This is a genomic window from Bordetella hinzii LMG 13501, assembly GCF_001548475.1.
Taxonomy (GTDB): Bacteria; Pseudomonadota; Gammaproteobacteria; order Burkholderiales; family Burkholderiaceae_B; genus Bordetella; species Bordetella hinzii.
Genome location: NZ_LRUJ01000004.1, coordinates 26427 through 46042, shown reverse-complemented (window position 1 = coordinate 46042; position 19616 = coordinate 26427). Strand labels below are relative to the sequence as shown.

At 68.1% G+C, this 19616-nt stretch carries 19 protein-coding genes; 7 read left to right on the top strand and 12 right to left on the bottom strand.

What is annotated here, in order from left to right; all coding sequences use genetic code 11:
• The first annotated feature begins 13 nt into the window (after positions 1–13).
• Positions 14–235 (top strand): glycine zipper 2TM domain-containing protein, encoded by a 222-nt coding sequence (locus AXA74_RS03910; protein WP_029578943.1) that lies wholly within the window; start codon positions 14–16, stop codon positions 233–235.
• Positions 236–327: 92 nt separating this feature from the next.
• Here the strand turns inward: AXA74_RS03910 and minE are convergent, their stop codons facing one another.
• From minE to AXA74_RS03890, 4 genes are all read right to left on the bottom strand, one after another.
• Positions 328–600, bottom strand: a complete 273-nt coding sequence (gene minE / locus AXA74_RS03905) for a cell division topological specificity factor MinE (protein ID WP_029578944.1) — start codon at positions 598–600, stop codon at positions 328–330.
• 3 nt (positions 601–603) lie between these two features.
• Positions 604–1419: a septum site-determining protein MinD gene (minD, locus tag AXA74_RS03900; RefSeq protein WP_029578945.1), complete on the bottom strand. Its 816-nt coding sequence runs from the start codon at positions 1417–1419 to the stop codon at positions 604–606.
• A 94-nt stretch (positions 1420–1513) separates the two neighbouring features.
• Positions 1514–2338, bottom strand: coding sequence for a septum site-determining protein MinC (gene minC / locus AXA74_RS03895; RefSeq protein WP_029578946.1), 825 nt, complete (start codon positions 2336–2338; stop codon positions 1514–1516).
• 182 nt (positions 2339–2520) lie between these two features.
• Positions 2521–4281 carry a glutamine--tRNA ligase/YqeY domain fusion protein gene (locus AXA74_RS03890; protein ID WP_029578947.1) on the bottom strand — a complete coding sequence of 587 codons (1761 nt, stop codon included), beginning with the start codon at positions 4279–4281 and terminating at the stop codon, positions 2521–2523.
• A gap of 118 nt (positions 4282–4399) precedes the next feature.
• Here AXA74_RS03890 and AXA74_RS03885 point away from each other — a divergent pair, with 118 nt between their 5' ends.
• On the top strand, positions 4400–5737 hold the full coding sequence (locus AXA74_RS03885; RefSeq protein ID WP_029578948.1) for a cytochrome ubiquinol oxidase subunit I: 1338 nt from the start codon (positions 4400–4402) through the stop codon (positions 5735–5737).
• Positions 5734–6786 (top strand): cytochrome d ubiquinol oxidase subunit II, encoded by a 1053-nt coding sequence (locus AXA74_RS03880; RefSeq protein WP_029578949.1) that lies wholly within the window; start codon positions 5734–5736, stop codon positions 6784–6786. The genes AXA74_RS03885 and AXA74_RS03880 overlap by 4 nt, the downstream gene beginning before the upstream one ends.
• 12 nt (positions 6787–6798) lie before the next feature.
• Here the strand turns inward: AXA74_RS03880 and risK are convergent, their stop codons facing one another.
• A complete protein-coding gene (gene risK, locus AXA74_RS03875) occupies positions 6799–8265 on the bottom strand; it encodes a sensor histidine kinase RisK (RefSeq protein WP_029578950.1) in 1467 nt (488 codons plus the stop codon).
• 11 nt (positions 8266–8276) lie between these two features.
• Positions 8277–8978: a response regulator gene (locus AXA74_RS03870; protein WP_029578951.1), complete on the bottom strand. Its 702-nt coding sequence runs from the start codon at positions 8976–8978 to the stop codon at positions 8277–8279.
• Positions 8979–9156: 178 nt separating this feature from the next.
• On the opposite strand from AXA74_RS03870, the gene AXA74_RS03865 reads away from it, so the two are divergent.
• A complete protein-coding gene (locus AXA74_RS03865; protein WP_407026522.1) occupies positions 9157–10476 on the top strand; it encodes a fimbrial protein in 1320 nt (439 codons plus the stop codon).
• Positions 10477–10586: 110 nt separating this feature from the next.
• A complete protein-coding gene (gene recQ, locus AXA74_RS03860; protein WP_029578953.1) occupies positions 10587–12407 on the top strand; it encodes a DNA helicase RecQ in 1821 nt (606 codons plus the stop codon).
• Between the two features lie 12 nt (positions 12408–12419).
• On the opposite strand, the gene ruvB is transcribed toward recQ, so the two are convergent.
• Positions 12420–13487, bottom strand: a complete 1068-nt coding sequence (gene ruvB, locus AXA74_RS03855; RefSeq protein WP_032954839.1) for a Holliday junction branch migration DNA helicase RuvB — start codon at positions 13485–13487, stop codon at positions 12420–12422.
• 127 nt (positions 13488–13614) lie between these two features.
• On the opposite strand from ruvB, the gene AXA74_RS03850 reads away from it, so the two are divergent.
• Positions 13615–14532, top strand: coding sequence for a complex I NDUFA9 subunit family protein (locus tag AXA74_RS03850; protein WP_032954840.1), 918 nt, complete (start codon positions 13615–13617; stop codon positions 14530–14532).
• A gap of 96 nt (positions 14533–14628) precedes the next feature.
• On the top strand, positions 14629–15387 hold the full coding sequence (locus tag AXA74_RS03845) for a hypothetical protein (protein WP_223850498.1): 759 nt from the start codon (positions 14629–14631) through the stop codon (positions 15385–15387).
• Between the two features lie 15 nt (positions 15388–15402).
• Here the strand turns inward: AXA74_RS03845 and ruvA are convergent, their stop codons facing one another.
• The 5 genes from ruvA to dusB form a co-directional block, all read right to left on the bottom strand.
• On the bottom strand, positions 15403–15975 hold the full coding sequence (gene ruvA / locus AXA74_RS03840; protein WP_029578957.1) for a Holliday junction branch migration protein RuvA: 573 nt from the start codon (positions 15973–15975) through the stop codon (positions 15403–15405).
• A 65-nt stretch (positions 15976–16040) separates the two neighbouring features.
• The gene (ruvC, locus tag AXA74_RS03835) at positions 16041–16586 is read right to left on the bottom strand and encodes a crossover junction endodeoxyribonuclease RuvC (protein WP_029578958.1); all 546 of its coding nucleotides are present in this window, start codon (positions 16584–16586) and stop codon (positions 16041–16043) included.
• Positions 16586–18175: a bifunctional phosphoribosylaminoimidazolecarboxamide formyltransferase/IMP cyclohydrolase gene (purH, locus tag AXA74_RS03830; protein WP_032954842.1), complete on the bottom strand. Its 1590-nt coding sequence runs from the start codon at positions 18173–18175 to the stop codon at positions 16586–16588. Before purH ends, ruvC begins: the two co-directional genes overlap by 1 nt.
• A 65-nt stretch (positions 18176–18240) precedes the next feature.
• Complete coding sequence (locus AXA74_RS03825) at positions 18241–18480, bottom strand: helix-turn-helix domain-containing protein (protein WP_029578960.1); 240 nt, start codon at positions 18478–18480, stop codon at positions 18241–18243.
• A gap of 41 nt (positions 18481–18521) precedes the next feature.
• Positions 18522–19547, bottom strand: a complete 1026-nt coding sequence (dusB, locus tag AXA74_RS03820) for a tRNA dihydrouridine synthase DusB (RefSeq protein ID WP_032977833.1) — start codon at positions 19545–19547, stop codon at positions 18522–18524.
• Positions 19548–19616: the final 69 nt, after the last annotated feature.

Below are 19616 nucleotides of genomic sequence, written 5' to 3'. Positions count from 1 at the left end.
CAGGAGAACCATCATGAAGACAAAGACGATTTCTAAAGTGTGCCTGGCGGTGCTGTTGGCCGCTTCGATGGCGGGCTGCTCCTCGTGGGACAGCATGAGCCGTCGCCAGAAGAGCGCGGTGGGCGGCGCGGCCCTGGGCGGCGTGGCCGGCGCGGTGATCACCAACGGCGGCATCCTCGGCACGGTGGGCGGCGCGGCCATCGGCGGCGTGATCGGCGATCAGGTCGGCAAGTAAACCCGCCGGCGTGCCGGAAAACAAAAGCCCTGCGCAAGCAGGGCTTTTTGCTTTTTTCGGCAGGGCGCCGTCAGGCGCCCTTTCTCCAGGTTTCAGGCCGACGCCTGTGTTTCGCTCTGCGGCATTTCGATCTTGACTTCGAGCACTTCCAGGGTGTCCTGGCGCTCAAGGTTGACCTTGATATCGTCGGGATTGATCTTGACGTACTTGGAAATCACGGCAACCAGCTCCTGCTGCAATTGCGGCAGGTAATCGGGCGAGTCGCCCCGGCCCGAGCGCTCATGCGCCAGGATGATCTGGAGCCGTTCTTTGGCGACGCTGGCCGAGGATTTCTTCTGGCCGAGCAGAAACGACAGGAAGGACATTGCTTACTTTCCTCCGAACAGGCGCTTCAGGAAGCCGGGCTTTTCGTATTCGGTAAAGCGCAGCGAGCGTTCTTCGCCCAGATAACGGGCCACCACATCCTTATAGGCCTCGGAGACATCGCTGTCCTTGAGGTGGATGGCGGGCAAGCCCTGGTTGGACGCCTGCAGCACCGCTTCCGACTCGGGCACGACGCCGATCATCTTGATGCGCAGAATGTCTTCGATATCGCCCAGCGACAGCATTTCGCCGTCGACGACGCGCTTGGGGTTGTAGCGCGTGAGCAGCAGGTATTCCTTGACCGGCTCGTCGCCTTCGACCGCGCGGCGCGACTTGGCGGCCAGGATGCCGAGGATGCGGTCGGAGTCGCGCACCGAGGATACTTCGGGGTTGGTGACCACCAGGGCGTCGTCGGCGTAGTAGGCGGCCAGGAGCGCGCCGGTCTCGATGCCGGCCGGCGAGTCGCAGACGATGTAGTCGAAGCCCATTTCCTTGAGGTCTTCGATCACCTTGCCCACGCCCTCCTGCGTCAGCGCGTCTTTGTCGCGCGTCTGCGAAGCCGGCAGGATGAAGAGATTGTCGAGCTGCTTGTCTTTGATGAGGGCTTGCTTGAGGCTTGCCTCGCCTTGGATCACGTTGACAAAGTCGTACACGACGCGGCGCTCGCAGCCCATGATGAGATCGAGGTTGCGCAGGCCGACATCGAAGTCGATGACCGCGGTCTTGAAGCCGCGCATGGCGAGGCCCGAGGAAAAGCTGGCGCTGGTGGTGGTCTTGCCCACCCCGCCTTTGCCGGAAGTCACCACAACAATACGTGTCATGACGATCAAACCCTTATGTTCGTATAAATCGCGTTATCGTAAAGCAAAAAGCCCTTAATGGCTTCTTACAACTGTATGGCCGCCGCGCCTCGCGTCAGCCTTTTAGCGCCTCGATGTGCAGCGTGTCGCCGTTGAGCCGGACGAGCGCTGGCTGGTTGTGCAGATTGCGGTCCAGGCGGTCTTCCACCACGCGGTAGACGCCCGCCACGGCGAGCAGTTCCGCGTCCAGGTGCGTGGTGAAAATGCGTGCCGAGGTGTCGCCCCGCGCGCCGGCCATGGCCTTGCCGCGCAAGGGACCGTACACATGGATATTGCCGTCGGCGATGACCTCCGCGCCCTGGCTCACCATGCCGATCACCACCAGGTCGGTGTGGCGCGCGTAGACACGCTGGCCGGAGCGCAGCGGCTTGGTGATGACCAGCGCGGTCGAGGATTGGGGCGCGGCCGGCGTGTGGTTGGCCGCCTCGGTGGTCTCGCGCGCGGCCCGGGTGGGCACGGCCTCGGCGTCGCCGTTGGGCTGGGCCGCCGGGCTGGCCTCGGGGGTCGCCGGCACGGGCGTGGACACATGGTTGGGCGGCGCCGGATCCACCACCTGGGGCGCGCGCGGCGCGGTGGCGGACAGCTCCACCGGCGTCAGGCCGGCGTCGCGCGCGGCCTGCAGGTTGGCGCCTTCGGCGACCACGCCAATGGGAGGCAGGTTGTGGGAGACCAGCGCGCGGACCAGGGCCGGCCAGTCCACCGGTTCGGTGAGGCGGCTGGCGTCGACCACCACGGGTTCGTTCTCGAAGAAGCTGCCGGCGTCGGCCATGCGTCTGGCCAGGGCCTGCTGCAGCTGTTCCAGGTCGGCGCTATGCAGCACCACGCGGATGGCATAGAGCGTGGCGCTTTTGAAATCCAGGGCGAGGGGTTCGGTGTTCATCAGGGGTTTCTTGCGGTCGGTCCGGGCTCGGCGCGGACCGGTCGGGAATGTCGGGCATGATAACCCGGCTGACCCGCTTCGGTCGCCTCCGGCATGGGGTTTGCCGCCGGTTTGTGACGCCTGGCGTCCGGATGCGACAACGCCCCCTGGGCGGGGGCGTTGTCCGGACCGGCGGCAGGGGCTCAGGCGCCCCAGGAGTCCTTGAGCGTGACGATGCGGTTGAGCACCGGCGCCTCGGGCCGCGAGTCCTGGCTGTCGACCGTGAAATAGCCCAGGCGCTCGAATTGCCAGGTCGCGCCCGGCTCGACCCGGGTGCCCGGCTCCAGCCAGGCGCGGACGGTCTGGATGGAGTTGGGGTTCAGGCAGGCCAGGAAGTCCTTGTCGCCGCCGTCCGGGTGCGGATCGGCGAAGAGGCGGTCATACAGGCGCACCTCGGCGGGTATCGCGTGCGCGGCGCTCACCCAGGTGATGTTGCCCTTGACCTTGACGCTGTCGGCGCCGGGCGTGCCACTCTTGGTGTCGGGCAGGTACTCGGCCTGGACCTCGGTCACATTGCCGGCCTCATCCTTGGTGAAGCCCGTGCAGCGCACCACATAGCCGTACTTCAGGCGCACCTGGTTGCCGGGGAAGAGGCGGAAATATTTCTTCGGCGGCTCTTCGCGGAAGTCGTCGCGCTCGATCCAGAGCTCGCGCGAGAAGGGGAACTCGCGGTGGCCGGCCTCGGGGTCGTGCGGATTGCGCGGCGCCGTGCAGGCCTCGGTCTGCCCTTCGGGATAGTTGGTGATGACGAGCTTGATCGGGTCGAGCACGGCCACCGAGCGCGGCGTGCCCGGGTCCAGGTCATCGCGCACCGCCTGCTCCAGCAGGCTGTAGTCGATGCGCGAATCGGATTTGGAGACCGCCGTGCGGTCGCAGAACAGGCGGATGGCAGAGGCGGTATAGCCGCGGCGGCGCATGCCGAACAGCGTGGGCATGCGCGGGTCGTCCCAGCCGTCCACATAGCCTTCGCGCACCAGCTGCAGCAGCTTGCGCTTGCTGGTGACGATATAGGTCAGGTTCAGGCGCGCGAACTCATACTGGTGGGGCAGGGGCCGGGCCAGCTTGCCCAGTTCGGCCAGGCGCGCCAGGATCCAGTCGTAGAAGGGGCGCTGGTCTTCGAACTCCAGCGTGCAGATGCTGTGCGTGATGCCCTCGAGCGCGTCCTCGACCGGATGCGCCCAGCTGTACATCGGGTAGATGCACCACTTGTCGCCGGTACGGTGGTGGGTGGCATGGCGCACGCGGTACATGACCGGATCGCGCAGATTGATATTGGGCGAGGCCATGTCGATCTTGGCGCGCAGCACCAGGCTGCCGTCCGGATGCTGGCCATCGCGCATTTCGCGCAGCCGCGCCAGGGATTCGGCGGCCGGACGGTCGCGGAAGGGCGAGTTGGTGCCGGGCTCGGTCAGCGTGCCGCGCTGGGCCCGGATCTCGTCGGCGCTCTGTTCGTCGACGAAGGCATGGCCGGCCTCGATCAGCGCTTCGGCGAACTCGTACATGAACTCGAAGTAGTCGCTGGCAAAGAACAGGTTGTCATTGCCGTCGGCCTTCCAGTCGAAACCCAGCCAGTGGACCGCCTCGATGATGGCGTCGACGTATTCCTGGTCTTCCTTTTCGGGATTGGTGTCGTCAAAGCGCAGGTGGCAGACGCCGCCGAATTCCTTGGCCATGCCGAAGTTGACACAGATGCTCTTGGCGTGGCCGATGTGCAGATAGCCGTTGGGCTCGGGCGGGAAGCGAGTGCGGATGCGCGCCGGATCGGGGGCGCCCGCCGCCTGCACGGAAGCCGGACCGGGCTTGCCGGCCCAGCGCTTACCCTGGAAGCGGTTGGCCGCCAGGTCTTCTTCGATGATATTGCGCAGGTAATTGCTGGCTGCGTGAGGCGTGGGGGTCTGGGTCATTCTGGGGCGAAGTCGAAAAATGCGGCCACAAAAGACCCATTTTGCCACGATCGGGAGGGACTTCCGTTGCAAAGCCGGCTCCCACGCCCCGGAAACTGGCTCTACACTACCGCCCATCATGAATATCGCCCCCCTCCAGCTGGCCCGGACCCAGTTCACGGCAAGCCTGAGCTTCCTGGCCTTGTTCCTGGCGTTGTCCATGGCGCTGGCCTGGATATTGCTGTTTTTCAAACTGCGCGCCCGCGGCGCCCAGGCCGGGTGGATCGCCGCCTACCGGTTCTGGGTGCGTATTTTCGCGCTGTCCTTCGTGCTGGCGCTGGCCAGCGCCATGCCGGTGCTCGTGCAGCTGGCCAGCCTCTGGCCCGGCCTGATGGACAAGATCGGCAATGTGGCAGGGCCGCTGCTCGGTTTCGGCGTGCTGTCGGTCTTTATCCTCAAGTCCTGCTTCCTGGGCGTGATGCTGTTCGGGCAGCGCCGGGTTTCCGACCTGGCCCATACCCTGGCGGTGCTGATGGTGGCCATCGGCCAGGTCGTCGCTGTCGGCTGGGCCGTTTCGCTGCAGTCCTGGCTGCAGACGCCGGACGGCGCGGCCATCATCGACGGGCGCTACCAGGTCTATGACTGGGCGAGCGTGATCTTCAACCCCTCTTTCGGCTGGCGCATGGGCCTGACGGTGCTGGGCGCTTTCCTGGCCGCGGCCTTCCTCATCCTGGGAGTGACGGCCCTGCAGGCGCTCAGGCGCCCCCTGGACGACGGTGAGCGCCATGCCTACAAGACCGCCCTGGTGCTGGCCCTGGCCGCGAGCCTGCTGCAGGCGCCGGCGGCCTGGGGCCTGGGCGAGGTGACGGGCCGCCTGCAGCCGGCCAAGGCGGCCGCGCTGGCGGGCTATTGGCATAGCGGCACGACGCCCTCGGTGGTCATCCTCGGCCTGCCCGACCCGGCGTCACAGCGTAATCTCGGGGCCTGGGCCTGGCATGATGCCGGCGGCCGCTGGCTGGCCCGGGATACCGACGCGGGCTATATCGGCCTGGACAAGTATTCGGGGATGCAGCCGCCGGTGGCCTTTGTCTTCCTGTCGCTGCGCGCCATGTGGCTGTTGGGCGGCCTGATGTTCATTGCGGCGGTGTTCTCCTTCTGCCTGAGCTTCCGGCGCGGCTACGATCCGGCGGCCATGCCGCGCTGGTGGCTGCGCGTGCTCACCGCGATGATGTTCAGCGGCGGCCTGTCGGTCGTGCTGGGCATCTGGGTCGCCCAGGTCGGCCTGCAGCCCTATATCGTCAACCGCACGATCACCCAATCCGAAGTGCTCGGCGCCGTGCCGGCCTCCACCCTGTGGTGGGGGCTGGCCGGCTACGGCGCGCTCTATGCCTTGTTGCTGAGCGCTTTTGTCGGCATGTTGTTCCACGCCGCGCGCTACGGCGTCGTGCCCGTGCGCAAGATCGGAGGCTCGCCATGATCGCCACCCTGGCCGCTTCGCTGGGCCTGAGCCCCGAAGACCCGACCTTCTGGATGCCCATGGTCTTCATGGGCCTGCTGCTGCTGCTCATTGCCGCGGGCATCGTGCTCGACGGTTTCGACATCGGTGTGGGCATCCTGCTGCAATTCGCGCCGGCCGAGGAGCGCGGCCGCATGATGGGCCTGCTGAGTCCCTGGCGCGACGCCAATGAATTCTGGCCCTTGCTGGGCATCGGGCTGTTCGGCTCGGCCTTCCCGTTTGCCTGGGGCGCCATCCTGGGCAAGCTGTACGGCCCCCTGGTCGTCATGGTCCTGGGTATCGTCCTGCGCAGCGTGGCGTTCGAGTTCCGCATCCGCGCCCGCACCGAGCTCAAGCCGCGCTGGATTTTCGGCTTCTGGGTGGGTTCGCTGCTGGCCGCCATCGGGCAGGGCATGGTGCTGGGGCGTATCGCCACCGACTACCAGAGCGATGCCGGCTATGGCTGGTTCTCCCTTTTCGTGGGCCTGTGCGCCGTGGCCGCCTATGCGCTGCTGGGCGCCTGCTGGCTGGTCATGCGCGTCGACGGCGAGCTGCAGCGCCGCGCCGCCTCCTGGGCGCGACACGGCATACGCTGGACGGCGGCCGGCATGGTGGCCATCGCCGTCACGCTGGGGCTGGCCAACGCCGGCATCTTCTACAAATGGAGCAATGCCGCCCACCTGGGCGCGGCGGCGGGCGTCTGGGCGGCGATGCTGCTGGGCTTCGTGGCGGCCGAGATGCTGCTGGCGCGCCTGCCGGGCAAGGCCGACCGCTTTGCCTGGCTGCCCTTCGTGCTGTGCGTGGCGCTCTACCTGCTGATGCTGGCCGGCCTGGCCTACAGCTTCTTTCCCTATCTCATCCTGGATGACATGACGATCTGGGACGGCAGCGGGGCGCTGGGCTCCATGCGCCTGGTGCTGGCCGGCGTGGTCATCGGCGTGCCGGTGGTGCTGGTCTTCAATATCCTGGCCTACCGCTCGGTCTTCGGCCGGGAGCGCCGGCCGGTGGCCTTGTTGCCGCCGCCGGGCTGAACCCTGGCGGTTTCAGGCGCGCGGCAGGCGTATCCGGACCAGCAGGCCGCCGCCGGCATCGGCGTCCAGTTCCAGCGAACCGCCGTGCGCGCGCGCGATGGCCTCGGCCAGGGCCAGGCCCAGGCCGACATTGCCGCTGCGGGTGCGGGCGTCGTCCAGCCGGGCAAACGGCCGCAGGGCTTCGGCGCGCCGCTGGGGCGCGATACCGCTGCCGTGGTCGGCCACCTCGATGACGGCGTGACGCTCGTCGCCGCCCAGCCGCACCTCGATGGGCGGCGCGCCGTGATGCAGGGCGTTGCCGATCAGGTTGTCCAGCAGCCGCCCCAGCGCCACGGCATCGCCCTGGATGGTCAGGCCGTCATCGTCGGCGGCGGCCAGCGAAATCGCCGTGCCCGCGCCTTTCCAGCTCTGCACCCGTTCGCTGATCCACTCGTTCAGGTTCAGCGGCGCATAGCGATAGGCCGCCGGGTCGGTGCCGCGCACGAACCCGATGAACTGGTCCACCATGTGCTGCATGTCCTGCAGGTCCTTGCGCAGGCCGTCCTTGAGCGCGGAGTCGTCGGCCAGCTCGATGCGCAGCCACATGCGCGACAGCGGGCCTTTCAGGTCATGAGGCAGGCCCGAGAGCAGGGTGCGGCGCACGGAGTCGGATTCGGCCAGGGCATCGAGCATGGCATTGAAGCGCTCGCCCAGCACGCGGGTTTCGTGCGGCCCCGAGGGTTCGACGCGCTGCGGCTGGCCGGCGGCCAGCCGGTCGGCGGCATCGGCCAGCCGCGTCAGCGGCCGCGTGATGTGCCAGGAGAAGCCGGCCGCCAGCAGCAGCACCAGTCCCAGCCCGCCCAGCCAGAAGGCGATCATGGGCGTGGCCACGGGCGGATCCAGCCGGTCCAGCGGGATGACCAGCCATTCCCGCAGGGCGGGGACGTCCTCGCTGGCGGTATTGGGCGCCAGCGAGATGAAGATTTCCGGGCGCGGGCCGCGCGACAGGGCCACGCGGGTGCCGTCGTTCAGGCGCACGTTGAGCTCCTGGACCAGGCGGCGCAGGTCGCGGCGCACGTCGTCGCTGGGCGGCGCCGGCGGGCGGCGGCGGACCTCATCGTCATCGAAGCGCCTGCGCGCGCCGGGGTCGCCGTCGGGCGGCGGCATGCCGCTGGGCCCCATGCGCTCGGGCGGCGGATGGTTCAGGCGCTGCAGGCGGGCCTCGGCCGGCAGGCCGCGGGCCCACCAGCGCCATTGATTCTGCGAGGCGACGCGCACGAATTCCGCCCGGTCTTCGCTGGGCACTTGCGCCAGCGCGGCGCGCAGGGTGCGGATGGTGGTGGCGATATAGCCGATCGCCACGTCCTCGATGAATTTATGCCGGTAGTAGGAGACGGTGGCCAAGGTCGCCGCCTGGGCCAGCAGCACCGAGCCCAGCACGAGCAGGATGAGCCTGGCGCGCAGCGAGCGCGGCAGGGCGAGGGACAGCGGGAATTTCATCGCGGTGCCGCTCAGGGCGCGAACCGATAGCCGATACCCCAGACGGTCTGTATCCAGCGCGGCTGCTTGGGATCGTCTTCGATGGCGCGGCGCAGGCGCAGGATGGCGATGTCGATGGCGCGGTCGTTGCGCTCGCCGCTGTCGTCGTCGCGCGCCAGCGCGAGCAGGCGCTCGCGTGACAGCGGCTTGCCGGCATTGCGCACCAGGGCTTCGAGCAGATTGATCTCGCCGCCGGTCAGCTTGACCACCGCGCCTTCGCGCAGCAGCTGGCGGGTGGCCGGGTCGAACACGAAGGGGCCGAAATTGACCGGCTGGTCCTTGACCAGGGCCGAGGGGCCGCGCTTGCGGCGCAGCACCGCCTCGATGCGCGCCAGCAGCTCGCGCGGGTCGAAAGGCTTGCCCAGGTAATCGTCGGCGCCGGCCTCCAGGCCGATGATGCGGTCGACCGCCTCGTCGCGCGCCGTCAACAGGATGACGGGGATATCCTCGCCCTGCTCGCGCAGGCGCCGGCAGGCGTCGGCGCCGTCGCCGCCGGGCAGCATGCGGTCCAGCACCAGTAAATCGGGGGCGTAGCGGGTGATGCGCGCCGGCAGGTCGCTGGCATCGGGGGCGAGCAAGGTGTCATAGCCGTGCCGATTAAGATAATCGGCCAGCAGTTGCCGCAATGCGGGATCGTCGTCGACGACCAGCAGTTTGGTGTGAGGGCTGTCCATGGCGAGATAGTGCCCGGGCAGGGCCCGCTCCGACAAGGGGAAAGAAACGATCTGAAATAAGCCCTGGCAAAATTGGTCATAGAATAGCGAGCCGCCAGGCAGCATGGGAGATCCCGTGCTGTTTTATTAACTTCGTTTACAGATGCCGCGCCCGGGAATTCCTACACTGATTCGCGTTATGGTGATCCGCGAACGCGAGCGTAAACGGATATCGCGCACGGTGCTGGTCGCCGCGCTGGCGGGCAACATGGCCCTCGGGGCCTGCGCCATGCCTGGCAACGATAAATCCGTCCCCGATAGTTCTGACGCCCAGCCTGCCGCAGCACGGCCTGCCTCGCCTTCCGTGGCGCGGGCCCCCGAGGAGGCGGCGCGCTACGGTATCGGCGTGCTCGCGCCCGCCATGCCGCAGGCGGTGCAGCTTCCGGGTCCCATCGAAGGCTATGCCCTCTCTCCCGAGCCCGATCCCTGCGCGGAGTGGGCCGGGCCCCCCGCGCCAGCGGGGCTGGAGGCCGCCCCCGGGCAGGCCGCGCCCGGCGATTGCCAACGGCCTTTCCCGGACTACGAAGTGCCCCAGCTCAGCCCCTCCTATGCCCTGGACCTGGAGCGCAACGAACTGGCCCGCACGCGCCCGGTCCTGAACCAGGGCGTGGTCCTGCCCCGTCCGCGCTGGTTCTCCGCCATCAACGCGCGGCCCACGCTCAGCTACGGCGACCGCAACTGGCTTTATCGCAGCCCCGAGGGGCCGTCGGTCGGTATCGGCAATCTCACGGCCAACGCGCCGGCCTGGGGCGGGAGCGCCCCGCTGGGCGGTGTCCAGGTCTCCGACCAGTTCGACAGCGCGAGCAATATCGGCGCGGGCAAGTTCGGCTACTCCTCCTCGCTCGGGCGGCTCAACCTCATGGACCCCGCGGCGACCCAGGGCGCGGTGGACTACGGCGCGCCTGCCGGCAGCGGCACGGTGCGCTACGGACTGACCAGCGCCATGACCCTGGAAGGCCAGCTGCAGACCACGCGCGGCCTGACCACGCGCGGGCTGGGCACGCGCTATAACGCCGGGGAGATCGGCACCTTCGAGGCGGGCGTCACGCAAAGCAGCTTCGATTCGGTCAATGCCTGGCGCTATCGCTTCGGCTACAACGTCACCATGGCCGACGCCGTCCAGCTGGGCGTGACGGGCGAAGACATCGGCGCCGGTTTCGGCGACCTGAGTTCCTATAGCGCCGGAGGCGCGGCCACGCGCCAGATGCGCAGCACGCTGTCGGCCGGCGTGCCGCTGCGGGGCATGGGCACGTTGAGCGGCACCTATACCTCCGATGTCCTGGGGCGGGGCGACCCGAATGACAGGCGGGTGGGGCTGGAGCACAGCATGGAACTGGCGCCCCGGGTCCAGTTCGCGCTGGGCGCCGACCGGGACCTGCTCTCGGGCGATTACGAATGGAAGGCGAGGCTGTCGATGCCGGTGGATACCTTCATGCGGGGGCATTGGCTGGGGTTCTAGCGTCCCGGCATTGCCCGCGCGTCATTCCGCCCGTTTTGCAAAGCGCGCACGGTTTGCGCGATGCGCCTTAAAATGCCCCTCCATGATTCAAGTCTTCCTTCCCGTCTCTCATGTCTGATCCCCGCGCGCTTGGCGTGTTGCAGCGCGTCTTCGGATACGAATCCTTTCGTGGCGACCAGCAAGCCATTGTCGAGCATGTCATCGGCGGTGGCGACGCGCTGGTGCTGATGCCGACCGGCGGCGGCAAATCGCTTTGTTATCAAGTGCCTGCGCTGGTGCGCGAGGGTACCGGCATTGTCGTCTCGCCGTTGATCGCCCTCATGCAGGACCAGGTCGACGCCCTGACCGAGCTGGGCGTGCGCGCCGCCTTCCTGAACTCCACCCAGGAATGGCAGCAGGTCCGCGAGGTCGAACGCGCCTTTGTCGCCGGCGAGCTGGACCTGCTCTACGTGGCGCCCGAGAGGCTGTTGACCGACCGCTGCCTGCAATTGCTGGAGCGCGGCCGCATCGCCCTGTTCGCCATCGACGAGGCGCACTGCGTATCGCAATGGGGGCATGACTTCCGGCCGGAATACCTGGGCCTGTCCATGCTGCATGAGCGCTGGCCGGAGGTGCCGCGCATCGCGCTGACGGCCACGGCCACCGCGGCCACGCGCAGCGAGATCGCCCAGCGCCTGGCGCTGGACCAGGCGCGCCATTTCGTGGCGAGCTTCGACCGTCCCAATATCCGCTACCGCATCGTCGAGAAAAACGAGGTGCGCCGACAGTTGCTGGACCTGATCCGCAGCGAGCACGAGGGCGATTCGGGCGTGGTCTATTGCCTGTCGCGCGCCCGGGTCGAAGAAACCGCCGAGTTCCTGTGCAGCCAGGGCGTCAACGCCTTGCCCTATCATGCTGGCCTCAGCGCCCAGGTCCGGGCCGGCAACCAGGCGCGCTTTCTGCGCGAGGATGGCGTGGTCATGGTGGCGACCATCGCCTTCGGCATGGGGATCGACAAGCCCGACGTCCGCTTCGTCGCGCATATCGACCTGCCCAAGTCGGTGGAGGGCTATTACCAGGAAACCGGCCGGGCCGGCCGCGACGGCCTGCCCGCCACGGCTTGGCTGGCCTACGGCCTGCAGGATGTGGTGCAGCAGCGCCGCATGATCGACGAGTCGCCCGGCGACGAGAGCTACCGGCGCCGCCTGGGCCAGCAGCTCGACGCCATGCTGGGCCTGTGCGAGACGGTGGAGTGCCGCCGGGTGCGCCTGCTGGCCTATTTCGGCCAGACCATCACGGCTTGTGGCAATTGCGATGTCTGTCTGGAGCCTCCCGAAGCCTGGGACGGCACGGTGGCCGCGCAGAAAGCGCTTTCGGCCATCTACCGCCTGGGCAAGGAGCGCGGCCAGCGCTATGGCGCGGGCCATATCATCGACATCCTGCGCGGCAAGAGCAGCGATCGAACGCGCCAGCACGATCACGAGTCGCTCAGCGTTTTCGGCGTGGGGGCGGACCTGTCGGAAACCGCCTGGCGCGGGGTCTTGCGCCAACTGCTCGCCAAGGGCCTGCTCATGGTGGACCACGAAGGCTATGGCACGCTGGCGCTCACAGAGGACAGCCGGGCGGTGCTGCGCGGCGAGATGCAATTAATGCTGCGCCGCGAATCCGAGAAAAAACCCCGCAGCCGCGGCGGCACGCGGGCCAAGGCGCCGGTCATCGATCTGCCGGCCGACCGCATGCCGGTTTTCGAGGCCTTGCGCGGCTGGCGTGCCGAGGTGGCGCGCAATCACGGCGTGCCGGCCTATGTGATCTTCCATGATGCGACGCTGCGCGAAATCGCCCTGGCCCTGCCTGACACCCACGAGGCCCTGGGCCACATCAGCGGCGTGGGCGCGCGCAAGCTCGAAGCCTATGGCGAGGAAATCCTGCGCTGCGTGGCCCGGCCCCGCTAGGGCCGGCCAGCGCTAGAACAGCTCGCCCGAGGCCGCCTGGCTGCCGGCCGGAGGCTGCAGGCCCAGGTGGCGCCAGGTGGTTTGGGTCGCCATGCGGCCGCGCGGCGTGCGCTGCAGATAGCCGTGCTGGATCAGATAGGGCTCGATCACGTCTTCGATGGTGTCGCGCTCTTCGCCGATGGCCGCGGCCAGGCTGTCCACGCCCACCGGGCCGCCATCGAATTTATGCACGATGGCTTCCAGCAGCTTGCGGTCCATGAGGTCCAGGCCCTGGGGGTCGACTTCGAGCATGGCCAGGGCCTGGCTGGCGGCCTCGGTGTCGATGCGCCCGTTGGCCTTGACTTCGGCGTAGTCGCGCACCCGGCGCAGCAGCCGGTTGGCGATGCGCGGCGTGCCGCGCGCGCGGCGGGCGACCTCGCGCGCGCCGTCGGCGGTGATGTCGGCATTGAGCAGGCTGGCGCTGCGCGTGACGATGCTGGCCAGGTCGTCCGTGTTGTAGAACTCCAGGCGCGAGACGATGCCGAAGCGGTCGCGCAGCGGGTTGGTGAGCATGCCCGCGCGCGTGGTCGCGCCCACCAGCGTGAACGGCTGCAGATCGAGCTTGACGCTGCGCGCGGCCGGCCCTTCGCCGATCAGGATATCGATCTGGAAGTCTTCGAGCGCCGGGTAGAGGATTTCTTCGACGACCGGCGAGAGGCGGTGGATTTCGTCGATGAAGAGCACGTCGTTGCGTTCAAGATTGGTCAGCAGCGCGGCCAGGTCGCCGGGGCGCTCCAGCACGGGGCCGGAGGTCTGGCGCAGCTGCACGCCCATCTCGTGGGCGATGATGTGGGCCAGGGTGGTCTTGCCCAGGCCCGGCGGGCCGAACAGCAGGACGTGATCCAGCGACTCGCCGCGCTTGCGCGCCGCCGCGATGAAGATCTCCAGCTGCTCGCGCGCGCGCTGCTGCCCCACGTACTCCTGCAGGGCCTTGGGCCGCAGGGCGCGCTCGATGGACTCTTCGTTGGGCGAGACAGGCGCCGGTGTCACCAGGCGGTGGGCATCGGGGCGGGAGGAGAGCGAATCGGACTGGATTGCCATGGATGAAAGCGCCGGAACTGGTTGCTTGTACAGCATTGTCCCATGTCCGGCCGCCGGGCTCCAGCGGCTTGCGGTAGAGCCGCCGGGCGGGGCAGAATGCCGGGAAGACAGCGGGGAGGGCGGTGATATGCGTATCCTGGTCATGGGTGGCACGGGCTTCATCGGCCGCCGGGTGGCGGCGCGACTGGCGCGCGCCGGGCATCGCGTCCGCGTGCCCACGCGCCGGCTGGCCCATGGCCGCGAGCTGCTGGTGCTGCCCACCGTCACCGTGCTGGAGCGCGACGTCCACGACGACGCGGTTCTGGACGCCTTGCTGCGGGATTGCGATGCCGCGGTCAACCTGGTGGGCATCCTGCATGGCGGCCGCGGCCGGCCTTATGGCGGGGGCTTCGCGCGTGCGCATGTCGAACTGCCGCGGCGCCTGGCCCAGGCCTGCCTGCGCCAGGGGGTGCGGCGGCTGGTCCATGTGAGCGCCCTGGGCGCCGACAGCAACGGTCCCAGCATGTACGCCCGATCCAAGGGCGATGGCGAGGCCGCCATCCGCGAGGCCTACGCCCAGGCCGCCCATCCGGGCTGGACGATACTGCGTCCTTCGGTGGTGTTCGGGCCGGAGGACAATTTCACCAATCTGTTCGCGCGTCTAGCGCGCTGGCTGCCGGTGCTCATGGTGCCGGGCGCCCGCAGCCGGGTGCAGCCGGTCTATGTCGGCGATGTCGCCCAGGTCATCTCGACCGTGTTGCGCGACCCCGAGGCCGCCGGCGCCTGCCATGAACTGGCCGGGCCCGAGATCTACACGCTGGCCGAGCTGGCCGGCCGCTGCGCCCTGTGGAGCGGCCATCCGCGGCCGGTCATGGGCTTGCCGGGCGCGCTGGCCCGCCTGCAGGCCGCCGTGCTGGAGTGCCTGCCGGGCGAACCCCTGATTTCACGCGACAACCTGGATTCGCTATCGCGCGACAACATCGCCAGCGGCCCGCTGGATCCGGCCCTGCGCCTGGTGCCCACGGCGCTGGAGGCCGTCGCGCCGGCCTACCTGGCGCGACAGTAGTATGATCGCCTGCCTGATTTTTCCCGTTTGAGCCTTACCCGGGGCGGTTCTCGCCGCCGGGCTTCCCACTTTCGTCAAATCCAGAGGTGCTTGGTGATGCATCACAAGCTTCGCCTGGCCGCGGTCGCGGCCAGTGTTGCGTTGAGCGGTTGCGCGGGCAATATGAAAGTCCAGCCCATGACGACCGACCCGGAAGGCTATTCCGCCAATACGTTTTCCTATGCTGCATTGCCTGTGGCCACCCAGGCGCTGATCAAGCCGCCGGGCGCCGATCCCTATCCCTTCAAGCGCGCCGTGGTCAAGGGGTCCAGCTTCGACAAGAAAAAGCCGGAAGACAAGCTGGTCTTCGAGACCATTTTCATCAACGACCGGGATGATGGCATGCTGCGCCAGATCGGCAAGAACGAGGCCAACGGCCTGTTGGTCAACCGGTTCTTTGCCGCGGTCTACCACGGCGCGGTGGCCCTGGGCGTCCAGAGCGCCATTCCGAGCCGGGCAATGACCGCGCCGCCGCGCTATTCGCGCGCGGCCAAGGCCTGGGACAGCCTGGCCGATGTGAAGGAGAACAGCGAGTACCGTTTCGAGTTCCGCGAGGGCACCAAGGACCCCCTGGACACGGGACGGCCGTGGTTGCGCGTATGCAGGACGGGCGCCGCCTATCCGGCCAGCAAGCTGCTGCCCGGCTTGGCAGGTCAGGCCATCGACATGACCTGCGTCGATGCCAACGAGAATGCCGTCACGCAGCGCGAAGTGGTCTACGGCTGGCTGGTGGACTACAAGCTGGCGCTGGGGTTAAGCAGCAAGACGACTGGCGGGGTGTATGTCACCGAGTACGAGAGCGTGCAGTTCCAGTAAGGCTGCCCGGCGCGCCTAGCGCGCCAGCGCCTTGAGCGCCTGGCGGATGCCATCGGAGACGCCGACGCCCTCGGGCAGCGTCTTGAGCGCGGCCAGCGATTCTTTCTCCGAGTAGCCCAGGGCGACCAGCGCGTTGAGGATGTCGCCCTGGCTGTCGGGCACGGCATGCGGGGTGGCGCCGATGTCGGCGCCCAGTTTGCCGCGCATCTCCAGCAGCAGGCGTTCGGCCGTTTTCTTGCCGATGCCGGGCACGCGGGTCAGCCGGCCGCTTTCCTGCAGCGTGATGGCCTGCGAGAGTTCGGCCACCGACATGCCGGACAGCACGGCCAGCGCGGTGCGCGCGCCGATGCCGCTGACCTTGATCAGCTCGCGGAAGGCGGCGCGCTCGCTGGGGGTGCCGAAACCATAGAGCAGATGCGCGTCCTCGCGCACCACCAGGTGCGTGAAGAGCGTGACGCGCGCGCCATTGTCCGGCAGCGCGTACAGCGTGCTCATGGGCACGTCGATCTCATAGCCTACGCCGTTGACGTCCACGCAGACCACGGGCGGCGCTTTTTCGATCAGGGTTCCGGTGATGCGACCTATCATGGGGAGAATCTTGCCTGAAGAGGGGGGCGCCGGTGGGTCGGCCCCGATGGCGCGATTCTATACGCTCAGCCCAGCAGGCGCCCGTTGCGCACCCGCGCCTTGCCCGTGCGCGAGACGGTGGACAGGGGCGCCAGGCGGCTTTGCAGCGGCCCGGTATGGGCGTGGCAGATGGCGCAGGCCAGCGCATCGGCGGAGTCGGGCGCGGGCGTGCCGTCCAGTGACAGCAGGTGCTGGACCATCATCTGCACCTGTTCCTTGGCCGCGCGGCCAGTGCCGACCACGGACTTCTTGATTTGCAGCGCCGTGTATTCGTGCACGTCCAGCGCGCTTTCGGCCAGCGCGCACAATGCCGCGCCGCGGGCATGGCCCAGCAGCAGGGTGGAGGATGGATTGGCGTTCAGGAAGACGATTTCGAGCGCGGCCACATCGGGCCGCGTCTCGCGCGCCACCTCGCGCAGATTGTCGAGGATGACCTTCAGGCGCTGCGCCAGCGCCAGCTCCGGCGGCACCACGATGGTGCCGCTGGCCACATAGCGCAGGCGCATGCCTTCGGCATCGATCACACCGAAGCCGGTGCGGCGCAGGCCGGGGTCGATGCCGAGGACGCGCATCAGTGGCGGAAGTGGCGGGTGCCGGTCAGGACCATGGCGATGCCATGCTCGTCGGCCGCGGCGATGACCTCGTCATCGCGCACGCTGCCGCCGGGCTGGATCACGCAGGTCGCGCCCGCGGCCACGACCACGTCCAGGCCGTCGCGGAAGGGGAAGAAGGCATCCGAGGCCACGGCCGAGCCCTGCAGCGTCAGGCCGGCGTTCTCGGCCTTGATCGAGGCGATGCGGGCCGAATCGATGCGGCTCATCTGCCCGGCGCCCACGCCCAGCGTCATGCCGCCGCCGACGAACACGATGGCGTTGGACTTGACGTACTTGGCGACCTTCCAGGCGAAGGCGAGGTCATTCATCTCGGCTTCGGTGGGCTGGCGCTTGCTCACGACCTTCAGGGCGTCGCGCGGCACCTGGAAGGCATCCGGCGTCTGCACCAGCCAGCCGCCGCCCACGCGCTTGACGTCGAAGGCGTTCTGGCCCGCGCCCGCCGGCACTTCGAGCACACGCACGTTCTTCTTGGCGGCCAGGATGGCCAGCGCGGCGCCGTCATAGGCCGGCGCGAGCAGCACTTCCAGGAACTGCCCGCTCACGGCTTCGGCGGTGGCCGCGTCGACCGGGCGGTTGAAGGCGATGATGCCGCCGAAAGCGGACGTCGGGTCGGTCTTGAAGGCCTTCTGGTAGGCCTCCAGGTTGCCGCTGGCCACGGCCACGCCGCAGGGATTGGCATGCTTGACGATGACGCAGGCCGGGGTATCGAAGCTGCGCACGCATTCCCAGGCCGCGTCGGCGTCGGCGATGTTGTTGTACGACAGCTCCTTGCCTTGCAGTTGGCGGTAATTGCCCAGCAGGCCGGAGGGGCGCTGCGGATCCACGTAGAAGGCCGCGGTCTGGTGCGGGTTCTCGCCATAGCGCAGGGCTTGTTCCTGCTGCACTTGGATGGTCAGGGTGCGCGGCCATTCATGGCGGGCCGGCACGGCGTCCTGGGCCGGCGCGGGCTCGGCCAGGCTGGTGAGGTAGGCGGCGATGGCGCCGTCATAGGAGGCGGTGTGCGCATAGACCTTGGCGGCCAGCGCCAGGCGCAGGGCGTAGGAGGTGCCGCCGCCCTGGTCGATCTCGGACAGCACGCGGCTGTAATCGGCCGGATCGATGACGACGGTCACGCCGCCGGCCTCGGTGCCGTGGTTCTTGGCCGCGGCGCGCAGCATGGCCGGGCCGCCGATATCGATGTTCTCGACCGCGTCGGCGAAGGTGCAGCCGGGCTTAGCCACGGTTTCACGGAAGGGGTAGAGATTGACCACCAGCATGTCGATGCGGTCGATGCCCGAGGCGGCGATCGTGTCCATGTGCTCCTGGCTGTCGCGGCGCGCCAGCAGGCCGCCGTGGATCTTCGGGTGCAGCGTCTTGACGCGCCCATCGAGGATTTCCGGCGAGCCGGTGTGCTGGGCCACTTCGGTGACGGTCAGGCCGGATTCGGCCAGCAGGCGGGCGGTGCCCCCGGTAGAGAGCAGGCGCACGCCGCGCGCGGCCAGCGCGCGGGCGAATTCCACGATGCCGGTCTTGTCGGACACCGAAAGCAGGGCAGTTTCGATTTTCATGATGGTGGTGGGTCAGGGGCGTCCGGCGAGGGACGCGGATACAGGGAAATCCGTCGATCCGCCCTTCAGGGCTGGATGTTGTGCGCCAGCAGTTTCTTGCGCAGCGTATTGCGGGTGATGCCCAGCATTTCGGAAGCGCGCGACTGGTTGCCGCCAGCTCGTTCCAGGGCGACTTCGAGGACCGGGCGCTCGACGCAGCGCATCACCATGTCCCACATATCGTGGGGCTCGGAATCACCCAGGTCTTCGAAATAGCGCTCCAGGCTGGCGCGCACGCATTCTTCCAGGACATCTTTTTTGCTCATTTTGGTTTTGAGTACAGATATTTTTATGGTGGGGCTGGCGCTCATGCCGCCAGCAAGTTCGAGGTGGCGGCAGGGCTTGGATTGCCGCCACCCATAAGCGAGTGATCGAACCAGTCGGCCACCGCCCGGAACTGCTCGGCGGTGTTGTCGATGAGGTTCATGCGGGCGCGGAAGGCCTGCGCGCCCGGCAGGACGTCGATATACCAGCCGATGTGCTTGCGCGCCGTGCGCACGCCGGTATGTTCGCCATAGAAACGATAGTGATCGTCCAGGTGCTCGAGCAGCAGGTCGCGCATCTCGGCGAGGCTGGGCGGGGCGAGCGTCTGGCCGGTGCGCAGGAAATGATCGATTTCGCGGAAAATCCAGGGCCGGCCCTGCGCGGCGCGCCCTATCATCACGGCGTCCGCGCCGGTGTAGTCGAGCACCTGGCGGGCTTTTTCGGGGCTGTCGATATCGCCGTTGGCCACGACCGGAATGCCGATCTCGGCCTTGACGGCCCGGATGGTGTCGTATTCGGCCTGCCCGGCATACAGGTCGCAGCGGGTGCGGCCGTGCAGGGTCAGGGCCGCGATGCCGCTTTGCTCGGCCAGCCGGGCCACGCGCAGGGCATTGCGGCTTTCGCGGTCCCAGCCGGTGCGGGTCTTGAGCGTGACCGGCACGCCCAGCGGCGCGCAGGCGCCCACCACCGCATCCAGGATGCGGGCGATGAGATCCTCGTGGCGCAGCAGCGCCGAGCCGGAGGCCAGGTTGCAGACCTTCTTGACCGGGCAGCCCATGTTGATATCGATGATGCGCGCGCCCTTGTTCACATTGAACACGGCGGCTTCGGCCATCATTTCGGGGTCAGCGCCGGCGATCTGCACCGAAACGGGCGCCATCTCGCCTTCATGGTTCAACCGGCGCGACGTCTTGACGCTGTCCCACAGGCGCGGGTTGCTCGCGGCCATCTCGGACACAGCGTAGCCCGCGCCCAGCCGCTTGCAGAGCTGGCGGAAAGGACGATCCGTCACCCCGGCCATGGGGGCGACGAAAACGTTGTTGGAAAGAGACCAGGGGCCGATGCGCATGCTCACATTTTAACCGTCTTGGGCCCGGCCCCGTTTTGCCCGGCCCCGCGGAATATGAATCCGGAGGCA